At 66.0% G+C, this 15,055-nt stretch carries 19 protein-coding genes and 1 riboswitch; of the genes, 4 read left to right on the top strand and 15 right to left on the bottom strand.

Annotation, left to right across the window (positions count from 1 at the left end; genetic code table 11):
• Positions 1–25: 25 nt before the first annotated feature.
• The 7 genes from AC1DGP_RS29515 to AC1DGP_RS29545 all read right to left on the bottom strand — a co-directional run bounded on the left by AC1DGP_RS29515 (position 26) and on the right by AC1DGP_RS29545 (position 6,199).
• Positions 26–1,039 carry a hypothetical protein gene (locus AC1DGP_RS29515; protein ID WP_441506905.1) on the bottom strand — a complete coding sequence of 338 codons (1,014 nt, stop codon included), beginning with the start codon at positions 1,037–1,039 and terminating at the stop codon, positions 26–28.
• 341 nt (positions 1,040–1,380) lie between these two features.
• The gene (locus tag AC1DGP_RS29520) at positions 1,381–2,250 is read right to left on the bottom strand and encodes an amino acid ABC transporter substrate-binding protein (protein WP_441492918.1); all 870 of its coding nucleotides are present in this window, start codon (positions 2,248–2,250) and stop codon (positions 1,381–1,383) included.
• Positions 2,251–2,303: 53 nt separating this feature from the next.
• Entirely contained in the window at positions 2,304–3,374 is a 1,071-nt protein-coding gene (locus AC1DGP_RS29525) for an NAD/NADP octopine/nopaline dehydrogenase family protein (protein ID WP_476832862.1), read from the bottom strand.
• Between the two features lie 121 nt (positions 3,375–3,495).
• The gene (locus AC1DGP_RS29530; RefSeq protein ID WP_476832863.1) at positions 3,496–4,092 is read right to left on the bottom strand and encodes a helix-turn-helix domain-containing protein; all 597 of its coding nucleotides are present in this window, start codon (positions 4,090–4,092) and stop codon (positions 3,496–3,498) included.
• A 9-nt stretch (positions 4,093–4,101) separates the two neighbouring features.
• Positions 4,102–4,830 (bottom strand): amino acid ABC transporter ATP-binding protein, encoded by a 729-nt coding sequence (locus AC1DGP_RS29535; RefSeq protein ID WP_441492915.1) that lies wholly within the window; start codon positions 4,828–4,830, stop codon positions 4,102–4,104.
• On the bottom strand, positions 4,827–5,483 hold the full coding sequence (locus tag AC1DGP_RS29540; RefSeq protein WP_441492914.1) for an amino acid ABC transporter permease: 657 nt from the start codon (positions 5,481–5,483) through the stop codon (positions 4,827–4,829). The genes AC1DGP_RS29535 and AC1DGP_RS29540 overlap by 4 nt, the downstream gene beginning before the upstream one ends.
• Positions 5,480–6,199, bottom strand: coding sequence for an amino acid ABC transporter permease (locus AC1DGP_RS29545; protein WP_476770816.1), 720 nt, complete (start codon positions 6,197–6,199; stop codon positions 5,480–5,482). The genes AC1DGP_RS29540 and AC1DGP_RS29545 overlap by 4 nt, the downstream gene beginning before the upstream one ends.
• Positions 6,200–6,546: 347 nt before the next feature.
• Between AC1DGP_RS29545 and AC1DGP_RS29550 the strand changes: the two genes are divergently transcribed.
• From AC1DGP_RS29550 to AC1DGP_RS29560, 3 genes are all read left to right on the top strand, one after another.
• The gene (locus AC1DGP_RS29550) at positions 6,547–6,771 is read left to right on the top strand and encodes a hypothetical protein (protein WP_441506910.1); all 225 of its coding nucleotides are present in this window, start codon (positions 6,547–6,549) and stop codon (positions 6,769–6,771) included.
• Between the two features lie 380 nt (positions 6,772–7,151).
• Entirely contained in the window at positions 7,152–7,430 is a 279-nt protein-coding gene (locus AC1DGP_RS29555) for a hypothetical protein (protein ID WP_441492911.1), read from the top strand.
• 187 nt (positions 7,431–7,617) lie between these two features.
• Positions 7,618–8,310, top strand: coding sequence for an acid phosphatase (locus tag AC1DGP_RS29560; RefSeq protein ID WP_476832864.1), 693 nt, complete (start codon positions 7,618–7,620; stop codon positions 8,308–8,310).
• Positions 8,311–8,553: 243 nt separating this feature from the next.
• On the opposite strand, the gene AC1DGP_RS29565 is transcribed toward AC1DGP_RS29560, so the two are convergent.
• From AC1DGP_RS29565 to thiO, 8 genes are all read right to left on the bottom strand, one after another.
• Complete coding sequence (locus AC1DGP_RS29565; protein ID WP_476832865.1) at positions 8,554–9,465, bottom strand: hypothetical protein; 912 nt, start codon at positions 9,463–9,465, stop codon at positions 8,554–8,556.
• An 87-nt stretch (positions 9,466–9,552) separates the two neighbouring features.
• Complete coding sequence (locus AC1DGP_RS29570) at positions 9,553–9,861, bottom strand: helix-turn-helix domain-containing protein (protein ID WP_441506913.1); 309 nt, start codon at positions 9,859–9,861, stop codon at positions 9,553–9,555.
• A 354-nt stretch (positions 9,862–10,215) separates the two neighbouring features.
• Complete coding sequence (locus AC1DGP_RS29575) at positions 10,216–10,593, bottom strand: nuclear transport factor 2 family protein (protein WP_441492907.1); 378 nt, start codon at positions 10,591–10,593, stop codon at positions 10,216–10,218.
• Complete coding sequence (locus AC1DGP_RS29580; protein ID WP_441506914.1) at positions 10,590–11,132, bottom strand: P-loop NTPase family protein; 543 nt, start codon at positions 11,130–11,132, stop codon at positions 10,590–10,592. Before AC1DGP_RS29580 ends, AC1DGP_RS29575 begins: the two co-directional genes overlap by 4 nt.
• A 32-nt stretch (positions 11,133–11,164) precedes the next feature.
• Positions 11,165–11,800, bottom strand: coding sequence for a thiamine phosphate synthase (locus AC1DGP_RS29585; RefSeq protein WP_476832866.1), 636 nt, complete (start codon positions 11,798–11,800; stop codon positions 11,165–11,167).
• Entirely contained in the window at positions 11,797–12,573 is a 777-nt protein-coding gene (thiG, locus tag AC1DGP_RS29590) for a thiazole synthase (RefSeq protein ID WP_476832867.1), read from the bottom strand. Before thiG ends, AC1DGP_RS29585 begins: the two co-directional genes overlap by 4 nt.
• Position 12,574: 1 nt before the next feature.
• Entirely contained in the window at positions 12,575–12,787 is a 213-nt protein-coding gene (gene thiS, locus AC1DGP_RS29595) for a sulfur carrier protein ThiS (RefSeq protein ID WP_441492903.1), read from the bottom strand.
• Positions 12,784–13,974 (bottom strand): glycine oxidase ThiO, encoded by a 1,191-nt coding sequence (gene thiO, locus AC1DGP_RS29600; RefSeq protein WP_476769704.1) that lies wholly within the window; start codon positions 13,972–13,974, stop codon positions 12,784–12,786. Before thiO ends, thiS begins: the two co-directional genes overlap by 4 nt.
• 57 nt (positions 13,975–14,031) lie before the next feature.
• Positions 14,032–14,164: riboswitch (TPP riboswitch) on the bottom strand.
• A 324-nt stretch (positions 14,165–14,488) separates the two neighbouring features.
• Between thiO and AC1DGP_RS29605 the strand changes: the two genes are divergently transcribed.
• Positions 14,489–14,866: a response regulator gene (locus AC1DGP_RS29605; protein ID WP_476769705.1), complete on the top strand. Its 378-nt coding sequence runs from the start codon at positions 14,489–14,491 to the stop codon at positions 14,864–14,866.
• Positions 14,867–15,055 lie beyond the last annotated feature (189 nt).

Genomic DNA, 15,055 nt, shown 5'->3' on the forward strand with positions numbered 1-15,055 from the left:
GCGTCCTGTTGCGGATTTCGGGGGCTCAGGCGGGCGCCAACCGGTCGAGCGTCAGCTCGATATCGGTGAAATCCCTGGGGGCGGCTTCGCAAAGCGCGGAGGTCGAATGCATGCCGAGCGCGGTGAGGATGCTCGCCGCGAGGTCCCGCCTGGCGGCATCGGCGCGGTAACCCAGGCCGGCCAGCTCCTGCTCGATTCCGTCCGCGTCCGCATCGAGATAGCCCATGCGCGCGGCCAGATCTTCGATGCTGCGGCCATGCGCCCGCACGAACAGGATGCGGCAGGCGACAGCGCGGGCATTGGGATCATGGACTGCCGCGCCGCTGAGAATGCCGCCGATCAGATTGGCGGGCGGAGTGGGCACGTTCAGCGCCAGGAAAAACAGGCGGTGCGTATAGGAACATGTCAGGGCGCTTTGCGCGGTTCGCCCGTCGCTGAGCAGCTGCCCCTCCATCGCGACCGGGCGGTTGAACAGGCTTTCGCAGTAGCTGATCTGCAATTGCTGCATCGCATCGGCGTAGACCCGCATCGCGCCGATGATCAGCCGGCCCGCCTCGACACGCGACCAGGCCGGCGAAATCGCGAGATAGGTTCCGGCCAGCCAATGCTCGCCGGGCTGTCGTGCCCCCGCCCGGGTGGGAGATGGGGTGACCGGGCCCGGCGCCGGCACCGGCCGCAGACCGGCCTCGCCCCGGAGCGTCGCAAGCACGGTTTCCGGCACGCCGAAGCGGGCGCAGATCGCGTGCTGGAACTCCTCGAACGAGGACGAGGCCAGGAAGGGCGCCGTCAGCGCACCGCCGAGCACCCTCGCCCAATCCTCATAGACGCTGGAGGTGCGCGGCATCGCCTTGCCCGAGAGCCATTTGTAGGCGTTCTGGGTGACGAACAGGGTGGCCGGATTGACCGCCGCAAAGCGCGCGCAGAGTTCCTTGTTGGTTGGGCAACCCAGGGCGAGCGCGGTGAGTTTCAGCTTCAACGCGAGGTTGAACCAGGATTTTTCGAGGGGCTGCTGGCCGATCTCCACGCCAAAATGGTTCACGGCCGCCCCCAGGGATTGCCCCGCCCTCGCGGAGTGATCCCGGCCGATGCTAGTGGACCGCCGGGCGCGACACCAGCACGGCAGGCGGAGTTGGTTTAAATTGCGCTGCGGTCCCCGACCTGTCTCCGGCTTCCCGGATCGTTCAAGGCCGGGACGTCGCTGTTCAGTGCTGTGCAGCGCCCTGGAGAGCCTGCCGGCGCGCCGCGATCATCCACTGCCCCGAGCTTGCCGGGGACGAGCCTGTCATTCCAGCGGCTGCCCCCGTTCAAGAGACGGCTCCCCGGCCGCGCAGATGTTCCGTCCGGCTTCCTGAAGAGGCCGAACGGAACGCCTGAGGCTGCTTACTCCGCGTAGGATTGCGTCGCCCAGGCGGCCTTGAGCTTCGGTGAGACCTGGGCGCCGAAGGGGCCGAACCACTTGTTGAACAGGGTTTCGGCCTCGCCCGACTTGAACATCTTCGCCATGGCGTGATTGACGATCCAGAGAACCGTCGGGTTGAGCTTGGGCACCATGAAGCCCTGCGGCGCATAGCCGTATTCGGTACCGACGATGGTCAGGGCGTCCGGGTTCTTCGACTGCCGGATCAAGCTGTAGAAGGCGCCGTTGTCACTGAAATAGGCGTCGGCACGCCGCGTCTCGACAGAGATCAGCGCGGCAGCGTGGTCGTCGACATTCTGGATGCGGATGTTGAGGCCCTTCTCGGCGATGAGCTTCTTCAGGTCAGGCTCGCTGCTGCCGCCGGTGGCGACTGCGACGATCTTGCCGTTCAGATCCTCGTATTTGGTGATGCCCGAATTCTTCAGGACGAGCAGCTGGCTCGACGAGACATAGGAGACCGAGGAGAAATCAACCTGCTTGTTGCGGCCGAAGGTGTTGACCGTACCGCCGCATTCGAGATCGACCGTGCCGTTGGCGACGAGCGCCTGGCGGTTCTGGATGCTGACCGGCACGTATTTGACCTTGAGGTCGGGCAGCTTCAGCTCCGCCTTGATGTCCTCGATGATGCGCTGGCAGAACTCGACGGAGTAGCCGGACGGCTTCTTGTCGTTGTCGAGGAAGCCATAGGGGTAGAGCGTTTCGCGAATCCCCATGGTGATGGTGTTGGTGTCGCGCAATTTCTTGACGATCGCGTCCACCTCCTGGGCCTGGGCCGTGGCGGCCAGGCCGAAGGCCAAGAGGCCGCCGATCGCAGCGACAAGGTTCCGTCTCATGTTCTTCTCCCCTTTGTAGCGATTGCCCGAGCACCGGCCGGTGCTCGGGAGTTCTAGAATCCAGTGCGGGCCCGTTCCCGCAGCTGTGCGCTGCTCATCTGCTCGAAGCCGAGCGCGGGCAGCAGGTCGTTATCCCCGACAAAGTCGCGACCATAGGCGGCAGACAGCATGGTCAGTCCAGCCTCGTGCAGCGTCGCGGGCTGCCCGGCGAGCCGCCCGAGCAGGACCGTCGGCAGCAGGCCGAAGGGCGCGTCCTCGAGCACATAGCGACTGGTCAAGGTCGCCGGGCCGAAGCCGCCATTGCCGCGCTGGTGCAGCTCCGCATTCATCTCGGCGATGCTTGCGACCGGCAGCTGGTAGGAAAAGGCGTAGTGCTCCTTGATCGTCCGCACCGAGACGTCAAAAGCCTGCGCGATCGCCAGGCGCTCCGCGTCGAGCAGCTCCATGACACGCCCAACCGCCGGCGTGACGTTCTCCGCCTGCCCCCAACGCTCGCCGCGCTCCATCCGCGTGAGGTTGAACAACGCGATCGCAAGATGGTTCTGCGGGTTGAGATTGCTGAGCGCGATCGCGAGCAGCCCGTCGCGCTTGACGAAGCGATCGCCGAACAGGGCGGTACAGAGCGCGTGGCCCTCGTCGAGCCCGGTTTCCGGCACGGTCGCGATGTCGATCTTCGAGCGCAGCGAATTGACCGCGGCCTCGGTCGGCGAGGCCTTGCGCCCGGTCGTCAGCGTCGTGCCCCAGGCGATGATCGGCGCGCGGATGCCGCGCGCGGCCAGGAGCCGCGAGAGATAGAGCGCCCCGAAGGAGGCGTGCGAGCTGATGATGACCGGCTGCCCCTCGCGCAGATGCTCGGCGGTCGCCTCCAGCGCCATCTTGTGCGCGTTGCCCGGCATGGCCAGCATCACCACGTCGGAACCGGTCACGGCCTCCTTCGCGCCATGGGCGATGCGGGGATGGAAACTCGCCTCGATCGCGCCGCTGGCCCGCAAGGGGGCCCCCGCCGCCAGCTCGGTCGTGCCCTGGCCGGAGGGCGACCAGAGCATGGGATCATGCCCACTGACCGAAAGCTGGGCGGCAGCGCCATAGGCGGCGGCGCCTGCTCCAAGGATACTCACGCGCATGGGATTTGGGCCTTTGGATCGGGGGACGATAAGGGGCGGCGGCGAGCCGGCGCGGGAGCCGGGACCTGCGGGGGTCCAGGCCTCACGGCGGCCCGGTTGAATCCACTATAACGGAACACGCTCAAGTAGAACCTCGCTCCTGCCGGACCTTCTGGTAGAGCAGAACCATCAGGCCGCGGGCCGGCTGATCAAGCTCGTTGCAGATCGAGTGGGGCACATCCACGGGATAGCGCGCCGTCTCGCCGGCCTTGACCGGATAGCGCGAGGACCCGCTCGCAATGACGAACTGGCCCGACAGGACCGTGAAATGCTCGACCGCGCCCGGCGCATGCGCGGCGCTGTCGAGCMGGCCATGGCCGGCGATCTCGACATCATACCATTCGACCGTGCCGGCCAGGCTCGGCGGGCTGAGGATGCGCAGCTGGCAGGAACCGTCGGCACTGCGGATCTCCGGCGTATGCTCCGGCGGGACGATCTCGATCGCGCTGCCGCCGGGCGAGGATTCGCTGCCTTGGAGGAGTGCGGAAATCTCGATCTGCAGCCCACGCGTCAGGCTCCAGAGCACCGCGAAGGTTGGATTGGCCTCGCCCCGCTCGATCTGCGACAGCATCGATTTCGACACGCCGGAGACGGCTGCGAGCTGCTGCAACGTCAACCCCCGCGCCTTGCGCTGGCGCTGGAGGATCGGTCCGATCTGGGGGGCGCTCAGCTCTGTCATGCCGGCGGCCTAGTGTGTCAGGACCTTGGTCAGGAACTGCTTGGCGCGCTCTGTCGCAGGGGCGGTGAAGAACTGCGCCTTGGGCGTGTCCTCGAGGATCTCGCCGCCATCCATGAACAGCACCCGGTCGGCCACGCGCTGCGCGAAGCCCATCTCATGCGTCACGACCATCATGGTCATGCCTTCTAGCGCCAGTTCCTGCATCACCTCCAGCACCTCGTTGATCATTTCGGGATCGAGCGCCGAGGTCGGCTCGTCGAACAGCATGGCGGCCGGGTCCATGGCGAGCGCGCGTGCGATGCCGACGCGCTGCTGCTGGCCTCCGGAGAGCTGGCTCGGTCGGCTCGTCAGCTTGTTGCCGAGCCCGACCCGCATCAGGATCTTCTCCGAGCGCTCATCGGCTTCGGCCCGGGAGCGCTTCAGGACATGGATCTGCGCCAGGCTGACATTCTCCAGCGCGGTCATGTGCGGATAGAGCTCGAAGCTCTGGAAGACCATGCCGATGCGCGAGCGCAGGGCCGGCAGGTCGGTCCTGGGATCGGACACCGAGACGCCGTTGACGGTGATCGTGCCGCGCTCGAACGGCACGAGGCCATTGACGCATTTGATCAGCGTGCTCTTGCCCGAGCCCGACGGGCCGCAGATCACCACGACCTCGCCCTGGCGAACGGTTGCCGAGCAGCCGCGCAGGATCTGCAGCTTGCCATAGGATTTGTGCACGTCCTCGACGGCGATCATGTCGTGCGGCCCTTCCTGTAGAACTCGACCGCCTTCGTCGCCGACAGGCAGATGATGAGATAGACGACGGCGACCAGCGTATACATTTCGGTCGGCCGCCCATCGCGCGAGGCGACGATGCTGGCTGTCGTCAGGAAATCATGCAGCGCCACGACATAGACCAGGGACGTGTCCTGGAAGACGATGACGATCTGGTTCAGGACCAGCGGCATCATCGCCCGCAGCGCCTGCGGCATGACGATATGGCGCATCACCTGGCTGCGACGCAGGCCGGTGGCGAGGCCGGCTTCAGCCTGCCCCTTGCGGACATTGGCGATGCCCGCGCGGATGATCTCGCAGTAGAAGGCGGCCTCGAACATCACGAAGGCGATCAGCGCCGACATCAGCGAGCCGATCGGCCGTCCGATCGCCAGCGGGATCAGGAAATAGAACCAGAACAGCACCAGCACGAGCGGCAGGGAGCGCATGACGGTGACATAGGCCGCAGCCGGCACCGCGATGAAGCGATGGGTCGACAGCCGCATCAGGGCGAGGCCGAAGCCGAGCACCAGCCCGCCCACGGTCGCGACCAGCACGAGCAGCGCGCTCAGCGCCATGCCCTCGGCGAGAAAGCTCCAGGAGCGGGCGATGACGCCCCAGTCGAAATCGTTCATGTCGCGGCCTTCCGCAGGGCCGAGCCGCCGATGCGGTCGTCGATGAGGCGCATCAGCGCCGTCACGCACAAGCCGATGACGAGATAGCCGACAGTGGCGAAGGTGAAGGCCTCGAGCCCCTGGAAGGTATAGTTCTCGACATGGCGGCTCTGCGCCGTCAGTTCGAGGACACCGATCGTCAAGCTCAGCGATGACAGCTTGATCGTGATCAGGAATTCGGAGGTCAGCGGCCCGACGATGGCGCGAAGACCGAGCGGCAGCACGACCAGCCGGAAGGCCTGGACAGGACGAAGCCCCGTTGCCAGCGCGGCCGGCAGCAGCGGATTTCCGACCGCCTCGATCCCGGCCCGGACCTGCTCGGCGACGCGCGATCCGGCGAACAGGGCGATCGCGACGACCGCCGTGACGAACTCAGGGTAAGGCAGATCGCGCTTCAGCCAGAGCCCGATGGTTTCGGGCACGATCTCGGGCAGAACGAAGAACCAGAGGAAGAGCTGGACCAGCGGCGGGATATTGCGGAAGACATCGATATAGATGCCCGCGACCAGGCGAGCGCCACGAGCCGGCAGGCTGCGCGCAATGCCAACGCCAAGACCGATCGTCAGCGCCAGGACCCAGCTGACCAAGCTGATGGCCAGCGTCCATTGCACGCCGCTCCACAGCCACTCCCAATAGGGCTCCTGCAGGAGGATGGACCAGTTCCAGCGGTAATTCATGCCGCGGATGCACGGCTAAGCCGTGATCCAGGGACCGCTGCCATCCACCGAGTCCCCATCGAATCCCTCCCAAGATTCCACTATACCGGAATGATGAGATCGGCCGTCGGGGATTGTCAACAGGCCGTCATGATATTGAGCCATGCGAAGCGCAACTGGCCATGGCAATGACCGGCCGGCTGCCATGCAAAATCCGTGGGGCGCGGACATAGCGTCCTTCCAGTGGTCGGAGTGCCCTCCTGGACCGGCAGTTCACTGACCTCTCCCCTCATTGCACGGCGGAGGAGCCCTGTGCTGAAACCGACCGGTTCGCGATCATCGGCCTCGGACGCTTCGGGATGCGGCGCATGGCCCAGGCCGTCGGCGATCCCAGCGAGGCGCGGGACTGGCGCGACACCATCCTACCCCGGATCGACCGTCTTCACGCCGCGCGGACGGAAACCACAGCCTCCGCGTCCGAACCGGGTCACGCTGAAAACTGGCGCGCGAGGCCGCTGGTGGCAGCCGCGCGCGCCTTCTGGATGGCCCCGGAACGATCGGGGCATGATCAAATCGAAATTGGAAATGAATGATCGATATCGGGCGACGAAATACACTCTACTGAATCACGTTGAATATCAACAATATGATAATATAATCACAATAGTTTATGTTTCTATCAATATAGGCTGTAAGTAATATGTACTATATGAAGATCTATTCTTTCTGCCCCCGTTTTGCCCCCCCCATTTGAAATTGCCGCCCAGCACCATTGTCGAACTGTCCGAGCTCGTATGTGATGAAGATCACATACGAGCTCGGGTTTTTCAGGTGACACGGACGGGTGAGACTGAGCGGCTGAGCCTGCCTGGAATCCTGGCTACATCCTCGAGCGGGAGAGATTGCAATGTCAGGCCGGTCGCTCCAAAGGCCTCTGCTCTTGCCCTTGTTCTCGTTTGCATGCGTCGCCTTGGTGGCGGCGACCTCTGCGATCGCGGCGGACGCCCCGCAGCACAGGACATTTCAATCGCGGACCTGCCCGGTCTGGGACAAGGACCTGCATCATCTGCTCGACTGGAGCGAGGCGTTCAGCATCCACACGCCTGAACTGCGCCTGAGCATTCGCGCAGAAGCCCTCAAGCTTCGCGAGAGATGCCTGCGCGATCTCAGCATGGCCTCGCTCAATCGCTACGTCATGCTGATGAAGCTGCTTTACGATGACGAAGCGGACGAGGTGGAATCCTACAATTGAGACGCTAAGGACGCTGGAGGCGAAATACCTCCCTGGGCGCGCGCGGCATGTCCCTGGCGCGAATCGCTCGAGACGTCGCCGCCGGGGCGCCGACCGAAGGCGAGAAGGACCGCGCGGCGGGAGATTGACCTACATCACACTGTCATATGTGGGGAGCGTCGATCCCTGGCCAACAGGGACCACAACCATGCGCCATATAGCATTCGCTCTTCTGACAGCCGCCACGCTGGCTTTCTCTCCCGCCCATGCCGAGGATGCGAAACCCTTCGCGACCGGCAAGACGATCGACCTCACAGCCGTCCTGAAGCCGCCCCCGGCGCCGGACTCCGTCCAGACGAAGGCCGAGATCGGCGAGGTCCTCACCATTCAGGTTACGCGCACGCCGCAGATGGAAGCGCTGGCCCAGGCCGATGCCGTCGAGGATGTCTGGCGCTTCGCCGACGTGATGGGCCCGGCCTTCAAGACTGAGGCGCTGCCCGTCTTTTCGGCCTTCTTCGATCGGATCGTCGCGACCGAGGGCGCGGTGGTCGATCCGGCCAAGGACAGCTGGAAGCGGCCGCGGCCGCATCAGGCGAGCCCGCTGGTCAAGCCTGTGGTGAAGGTCTCGAATTCCGGCGCCTATCCCTCCGGCCACACCACCGTCGGGACCTTGATGGGCATCGTGCTGTCGAACATGGTTCCGGAAAAGCGCACCGAGATCATGGCCAGGGCCTGGATCTATGGCTGGAACCGCGTGATCGGCGGAATCCATTATCGCTCCGATATCGACGCCGGCCGCATCGCAGGCTCGGTTATCGCTGCGCGCATCATGGAGCAGCAGGACTTCCAGACCGAGTTCGCCGCCGCCAAGGCGGAGCTGCGCAAGGTGCTCGGCCTCTGAGCGATCAGCGAGAGACGGGTTCGGCGGCGGGTCTCTCCCCTTCCGAACCCGCGCCAGCCGATCGGCCAGCAGACGAAGCCGTCACAGCGCCATCCAAGAAGAGCGCCAGCAGCGCGGCATCAAGCTGCCTTACGATGCCGAAGCGGACGATGTGGGATTCAACGATTGAGACGGCGCCGATCTGGCTCCGTCCTGGCGACCGGCATCGCTGCGTGCCGCGTCCCGCTCGGCCGGCACGACGACTCACTCCAGTGGATCATGCTCCATCGCGCGCACGACGATCGACCAGGCAGCGCTGTTCCATCCAGCTCCCCTCCTCGTCGTTCTGGCCAACTCGGCGCCCACGAGCATCGGGTTGACGACCGGCCCTTCAAGCAGTCGCCAGACCTCGTACATCTCGCGCCACAGCGTTTGAGAACTGCTCTCGGGACCTGGTACGCTGCGACGGATCAGCTTGACCACCAGCGACCATAGTTCGTTGATCACGACGAGGGTGTAGATGCCCAACAGCCATATGCCGGTTGTTGTCCAATCAAAGTGGAAGGCCGCCCCTATCCCCAACAGAGGCACAACGATAAAAAAGGCGGCAGACGCCAATTGCAGCTGGAAGTCGGCCTTCCATTCGAGCTTCCGGAGCTTCTCGAGGTTGCCGCGGGCCCTCAAATAGCGACCCCGGCGCCATGGATCCCCCGGTTCTTCTGCTTTCTTCACCGCTTCCCCGAACCTAGACAGTTCGTGCGTCACGATCGCATCGACGAGCATCCAATCGAGGACAGGGTGCCGCATCCACGGTTGCGCCAGATAGTCTGCGACGCAGCTGTTGAACTGGTCCTCGCGGAGCCAGGTCTGATAGCGGCTTTCGTAGCCCTCCACGTATCCGCGGCCCGGATCGCGCCGCTGCCACATCACACGCTCGGCAGCCTTCCGGGCCTGGTGTTCAGCCGGGCTGCCCCACCACTGATGTTTGCCGTCGCTCAGCGCCGCCTGCGCCCTCCTGAGGACTGTGTATGACTGATGGAGACGGTCCGAGTATGCCGAGCCGTCGCCGCCTGTCTTGATCGTTTCGGCAAGCGCCGGATGGCGAGCTGTGTCATGAGCCAGCGCATCTGATGCGCGTCGAAGTCCTCCCCGGGCGAAAGGCGGATGTCGATCCATCGCGTTGTGTAGGCGATTGCCTCCGGCACCGACAGCGCTTCGCCCCGGCCGGACGGGATCGGCACGGGCCTATATTGCGGCAGGATGTCAGCGCTCAAGTCGTTGCACCAAATCCGGGGCGACGCCGACCGTGGTCGGCGGCAGCATGTTGACGCCGCGCTCGCGGGCGACTGATCTCAACTCGCGCGGCGCCATGCCGAAACGCTCCTTGAAGGTGCGGCTGAACTGCGCCTCGCTGCGGAAGCCGAAGGAAAATGCGATGGCGCCCAGCGTCTCGCCGGCGCGATCGTCGCCGTTGATCGCCTCGTAGCAACGCTGCAGCCGGCGTACCGCTTCCGCACCCGCAAGCATCTCCTCGCTCTGCGCGACGAACGCGGCCGCCTCATCGACAGTCATCAGCCGCCCTTGCCCGCTTTTTGCGTCGCCGGATCTGCTTCGCCGCACGCAGTATCAAGAGATTGCAGACGCGGCGTCAAGTACACCGAAATGTCCCACATTGGACTTCGTCAGCGTTGCTACGACGGTCCTCGGCGCGGCGAAACTGCCGGGGTTTCATGCGCGACCATCTGCACCGTGCCTTGCGCCGGATGACGGCCCGGATCGAGCACGCACTCGAACGGCGCCGGGCTTGAGGCCGGGCTCGGCGTGGTGATGGCGATTGCGATTGTCCCGCCCGGGCGCAGCGGGAGGGACGATCGCGGATCTGGGTCAACACCGCCGGGGCGGCTCAAGCCCCCCACGAAGCCCCCGTCAGGACGGCTGGCCAGCAGGCGTTCCCTGGTGAAAGACCATCTGCCAGCGGCCGTCGATGAACCGCCAGATCGAGCTTCGCAGCGTGTGCCGCTCTTCCCGGCCATGGGCGACACGAAAGCTCAGATAGGTCAGCAGGACCACGTCGTCGGCCAGGGATCGGAGAACGAAATCCCTGGCTGCCGGCACCTCGACCGTCTGGGCATTGCCCTCGGCAAGACTTCGGATCACCTCGGTCTTGTCATGGACGCCGCCGGAGCGGCAGAATTCGACAAAACCATCCGCCAGAAGCCGATCAAGGGCTTCCGGAGAGGTTCGAACCGACGGCTTGAACAGCTCTTCCTCCAGCCCCCTGATCAGGTCGAGATCCTGTTTCACCGTGCCCTCCCCGCGCCGCCCTGCCCGACCGATGTCGCATTCACGAATGCCGAGATCTGTCCGGCGTCGCGGAGATAGACCACCGGGACATTGGCGGCCGTCGCGACCCGCTCGCGCTCGATATGCGGTCGCTTGTCCCTATCGAAGGCCCAGACATATCGGAGGAAGCCGAGGAATTCCGCATCCAGCTTTTCGGTGCAGCCATCGGGGAGATCCGGCCGCGGCCGGTTCAGGATGCAGCGCCAGAGGACGCGGGCCAGGCAGGTCGTCCGCGGGGTGTCGAGCCAGATGACGATATCGGCGCGCGGCAGCCTCAGTTCGAAGGTCTGGCGGGAGTAGTTGCCCTCGCAGATCCAGGCATCGCCGGACACGGCGTCCCGCACGCGATCCCGAAAGAGCCCGGGCTCGGCCTTTGTCCAGCCGGCTTCCCAGAACAGGCGGTCGAGATGCACGACCGGCAGCGCAAGGCGCTTGCCCAGTGCTCGCGCGAGCGTCGACTTGCCGCTGCCGGCATTCCCCAGGATCACGATCCGTCGCATCGGCGCAGGCCATTCCTCTCGTTTCGACCTGCTCATACACCAGCGCGTGGACTCATCAGCGCGCAGGCGCGAAGGCTGCGAATGGTCGTGGCCGTATCCACGGCTCGCATCACCTCCCCCATCACTGCAACGCCCACAGCACCAGCCTCGATGCAGAGTGGCGCGCGGTCGCAGGTGATGCCGCCAAGGGCCACGACCGGCAGCCCGATCGCTGCCCAGCGCCGCAGCACGGTCAGGCCCAGGGCCGGGCCATAGCCGGGCTTGCTCGCCGTCGTGAAGATCGGGCTTACCGTGACATAATCGGCGCCTGCCGCTGGTGCCGCCCGGACATCGGCCTCGTCATGCGCGGAAACGCCGATCAGCGCGGAGACGCCGAGCACGGCGCGGGCCGCGGAGATCGCCCCAGCCGATTGCAGATGGACGCCCCGTGCCCCGACCCGGGCGGCGAGATCAACATCACCGCCGATCGTCAGAACCGCATCCGCCATGCTCACGAGCTCATGCAGCTGCTGCGCCAGGCTGCGGCGTTCCGGCTGATCGAGATCGCGATCGCGCAGCCAGATCCAGCGTGCCCCGCCGGCGAGCGCCGCAGAGACAAGCTGCGGCAAAGGCTTCACGGCCTGATGCCGGTCGGTGACGACGAGCAGCCGGTCGGGCAGCCTGTTCACGACCCCACAAGCCCGAGCTGCGGGCTGGACGGCTGAGCCCGCCCACGCCGCGGAATGCGCCCCGCCAAGCGGGCGTTCCAGCCGGCCTCGACGGCGTGACGCATGGCGAGTGCCATTCGCACCGGATCATCGGCCTTGGCGACGGCGGTGTTGAGCAGAACCCCGCTCGCGCCGCATTCCATGGCGATCACCGCGTCGGAGGCCGTGCCGATGCCGGCATCAACGATCACGGGCACGGGCGAGCGGGCACAGATCAGCTCGAGATTGGCCGGATTGGCGACGCCCATGCCCGAGCCGATCAGCGACCCCATCGGCATCACGGCGGCGGCCCCGAGATCAGCCAGGCGAGCGCAAATCACCGGATCGTCGTTGCAACAGGGCAGGACGACGAAGCCCTTGTCGACGAGCTGGCGCGTCGCCTCCAGCAGCTCACCGACATCGGGATAGAGCGTCTCGCGATCGCCGATCACCTCGAGCTTGATCCAGTTGGTGCCAAGCGCCTCGCGTGCAAGCTCGGCGGTGAGGATGGCGTCGCGCGCGGTTTCGCAGCCTGCCGTGTTGGGCAGGAAGCGGCGGCCGGCAAGCAGGCGCACCGTGTCGGAGCCATGGCCCTGCAGCGAAATGCGACGCAGGGAGAGCGTGACAAGATCCGAACCGCTGGCCTCGATGGCATCGACCATGATGCGCTGGCTCGGATAGCCGGCCGTGCCAATGAGGAGCCGCGACGACAATGCCGTGCCCGCCATGGTGAGGGCCTCGATCGGAGTGCTCATGTCAGCCCCCTGCGAAGGCACGGATGATTTCGACGCGGTCGTTGCGCGACAGAGGCGTCTGCGCCCAGTCGACCTGCCGGACCACGGTGCCATTGAGCGCGATCGCGAAGCCCTGCGGACCCGGCAAGTCCATCTCGGCCGTCTCCTCCTGCCAAAGCGCCGCCAAATTCTCCGCTGCGCTATCGCGGTCCTTGCCATTGATGATGAGTTTCATGAGGTTGCCTCCAGACAGGGGGTGAAGCGCGCCTGGCCGAATGACGCGGCCGGACCCGTGATGCGATTCTCGACGAGGAGTTGCTCGATCGCGGCTGCCGTGACGGGGGCGAGCAGATAGCCGTTGCGGTGATGGCCGGTCGCAACGAGCAGGCCCGCTATCCCCGTCTCACCAAGGATCGGCGCATCGTCGATCGAGGTCGGGCGGAAGCCGGACCAGATCGCCTCGACCGGCATCTCCTCGATCGAGGGCAGTGCGCGCCGGGCGCCGTCGAGCAGGGCATAGACGCCGCCAGCGGTCACGCTGTCGTCGAAGCCGCGTTCTTCCATGGTGGCGCCGACGAGGAGAGTGCCGTCGCTCTTGGGAGCGAGATGCACCTGCTCGGTCCAGACGACACGCGCGAGCGTGCCGGTCTCGGGCGTGCTGCGCAGGGCGAGTGACTGACCCTTGAGCGGGCGGACGGGGATGTCGAGCCCCTGAAATCGGGTCCAGGCGCCGGCGGCCGCAATCACGATCGGGGCCTTGCAGAGCCCGCGCGGCGTCGAGACGCCGAGAGCGCGGCCGCCGGCCAGCTCCGGCTCGGCCTCGCAGGCTTCGACCAGGTGCCCTCCGGCCGCGAGACAGGAGCGTCGTAGCGCCGCCATGACGCGCGGCGGATCGACCTGATGGTCGGCCGGGCAGAGAATGCCGGCAACGACCGAGGGCCTCAGCCCGGGCTCGCGTTCGCGGCATTGCGCCCCGCTAAGCCATGCAGCCTCGACCTCGGCGCGCCGCTGCATGTCATGGCGGAAACGCAGGCGCTCGACCTCCTCACGCCCCAGCGCGACCAGCAGGACACCGTCCCGGCGATAGTCGACGCCGAGCCCGCTCTCGGCTTCGAGCTCGCGCGCAAAACCCGGCCAGAGCCTTTGGCTTTCGAGCGCCAGTGGCAGCTGCTCCTCGCCGCCCGGCTCCAGCTCGGCGGCCGCGGCCAGCATGCCGGTCGCGGCAAGGCTTGCCCCTTGCCCGATCGTGCCACGCTCGAAAACGGTCACATCGAGCCCGCGCCGGGCCAGCCGCCAGCCGATGGACAAACCGATCAGGCCGCCGCCAATGATGGCGATATCGGTGGCGGCCGGCGCCTCGCAGGCGACGGGCCCGGAAGCGTCGCCAGATCGGCGAAGGGTGGTGTGTGGCGGGCCTCGCATAGGCAAACTCCTCGCCCGCTCGGGGAAGGAGATCTGGCAGCCCTTCGGCTGCCGGCAAGTGCCGCGACGCTCCATCCCTCCGCCGGTATGAGCCGGATCAGGTTCGAAGGATTTCCGCGCGCCTCTCCGGGGAACACCCGGTCTGCCAGCGGTTTCTCAGCCCCTTGCCGGGGATCTCCTTGGATCCGCGCAGTCTGGAGCCGGGGCGGCAGCGAGGTCAAGGCCAATCAGACACGAACGCCGGGAGGACCCCGGCTGGCGGGCCAGGGGCCGGGAATCTTCGCCGGTCCAAGGCGCTGCTGAGGCACCTCGCCTGCCGCCATTCACCCGCGCTCCGCTTCCGCTGCCGGCACGCGCGGCCAGGCGGGCAGCTTCACGAGGGAGCGCTCCGCCGGCCATGCCAACAGCCTGCATTGTCCGTAGCGCCCAAAGCAGGCGCGACGGCGGAACGTTGCGGTCCATGAGCCGTTGGACCTCTACCGCCGCGACAAGAAGGCGGTTCAGGAGAAGCCCAGTGCCTACAGACGCGGAAAAGCCGGTTGTTCTCGTTGTCGACGACGAGCCGATCATCAGGATGTATGCGGCCTTGCTCGTCGAGGAGGCCGGTTACCTCGCCGTCGAGGCAGCGACCGCCGACGAGGCCCTGGCCATTCTCGAGCAACGCGACGATGTCCGCATCCTCTTCACCGATGTCGAGATGCCGGGCTCGCTGAACGGCCTGCAGCTGGTCGAGGTCGTGCGCGAGAAATGGCCGCCGATCGGGCTGATGGTGACCTCGGGCCATGTCCGGGTCGACCCTCAGAAATTGCCTGAGCGGGCCCGGTTCTTTCGAAAACCCTATACCGAGAGCGAGATCATCAGGACGCTGAAATCCTTGCCGGCCAGCGCCTAGGCGCGCCTGACCGAATGGGCGCGAAGGAAACGGCCGATCCCCGCGCCGGGGCGGGATCGGGGCAGAGCCCAGGAAACGGGCTTGAAACGGGCTTTCCGTGCCCGACGGAGGGCTTGCATCCTTCGTGATGGCGCCGACCGGATATCCCGAGATCTGCAACTCGCCCGCGCGCAAACCGGTGAGGCACTG

This window comes from Allobosea sp. 05T433 (assembly GCF_056396065.1).

What these genes read in the sequence shown, in the direction of transcription:
- AC1DGP_RS29550 (WP_441506910.1), top strand. Translation starts at nt 6,547, where the DNA reads ATGGCCCAGGCCGTCGGCGATCCCAGCGAGGCGCGGGACTGGCGCGAC.
- AC1DGP_RS29560 (WP_476832864.1), top strand. Translation starts at nt 7,618, where the DNA reads ATGCGCCATATAGCATTCGCTCTTCTGACAGCCGCCACGCTGGCTTTC.
- thiO (WP_476769704.1), bottom strand. Translation starts at nt 13,974, where the DNA reads ATGCGAGGCCCGCCACACACCACCCTTCGCCGATCTGGCGACGCTTCC.
- AC1DGP_RS29570 (WP_441506913.1), bottom strand. Translation starts at nt 9,861, where the DNA reads ATGACTGTCGATGAGGCGGCCGCGTTCGTCGCGCAGAGCGAGGAGATG.
- thiG (WP_476832867.1), bottom strand. Translation starts at nt 12,573, where the DNA reads ATGAGCACTCCGATCGAGGCCCTCACCATGGCGGGCACGGCATTGTCG.
- AC1DGP_RS29545 (WP_476770816.1), bottom strand. Translation starts at nt 6,199, where the DNA reads ATGAATTACCGCTGGAACTGGTCCATCCTCCTGCAGGAGCCCTATTGG.
- AC1DGP_RS29520 (WP_441492918.1), bottom strand. Translation starts at nt 2,250, where the DNA reads ATGAGACGGAACCTTGTCGCTGCGATCGGCGGCCTCTTGGCCTTCGGC.
- AC1DGP_RS29525 (WP_476832862.1), bottom strand. Translation starts at nt 3,374, where the DNA reads ATGCGCGTGAGTATCCTTGGAGCAGGCGCCGCCGCCTATGGCGCTGCC.
- AC1DGP_RS29565 (WP_476832865.1), bottom strand. Translation starts at nt 9,465, where the DNA reads ATGGATCGACATCCGCCTTTCGCCCGGGGAGGACTTCGACGCGCATCA.
- AC1DGP_RS29540 (WP_441492914.1), bottom strand. Translation starts at nt 5,483, where the DNA reads ATGAACGATTTCGACTGGGGCGTCATCGCCCGCTCCTGGAGCTTTCTC.
- AC1DGP_RS29580 (WP_441506914.1), bottom strand. Translation starts at nt 11,132, where the DNA reads ATGCGACGGATCGTGATCCTGGGGAATGCCGGCAGCGGCAAGTCGACG.
- thiS (WP_441492903.1), bottom strand. Translation starts at nt 12,787, where the DNA reads ATGAAACTCATCATCAATGGCAAGGACCGCGATAGCGCAGCGGAGAAT.
- AC1DGP_RS29535 (WP_441492915.1), bottom strand. Translation starts at nt 4,830, where the DNA reads ATGATCGCCGTCGAGGACGTGCACAAATCCTATGGCAAGCTGCAGATC.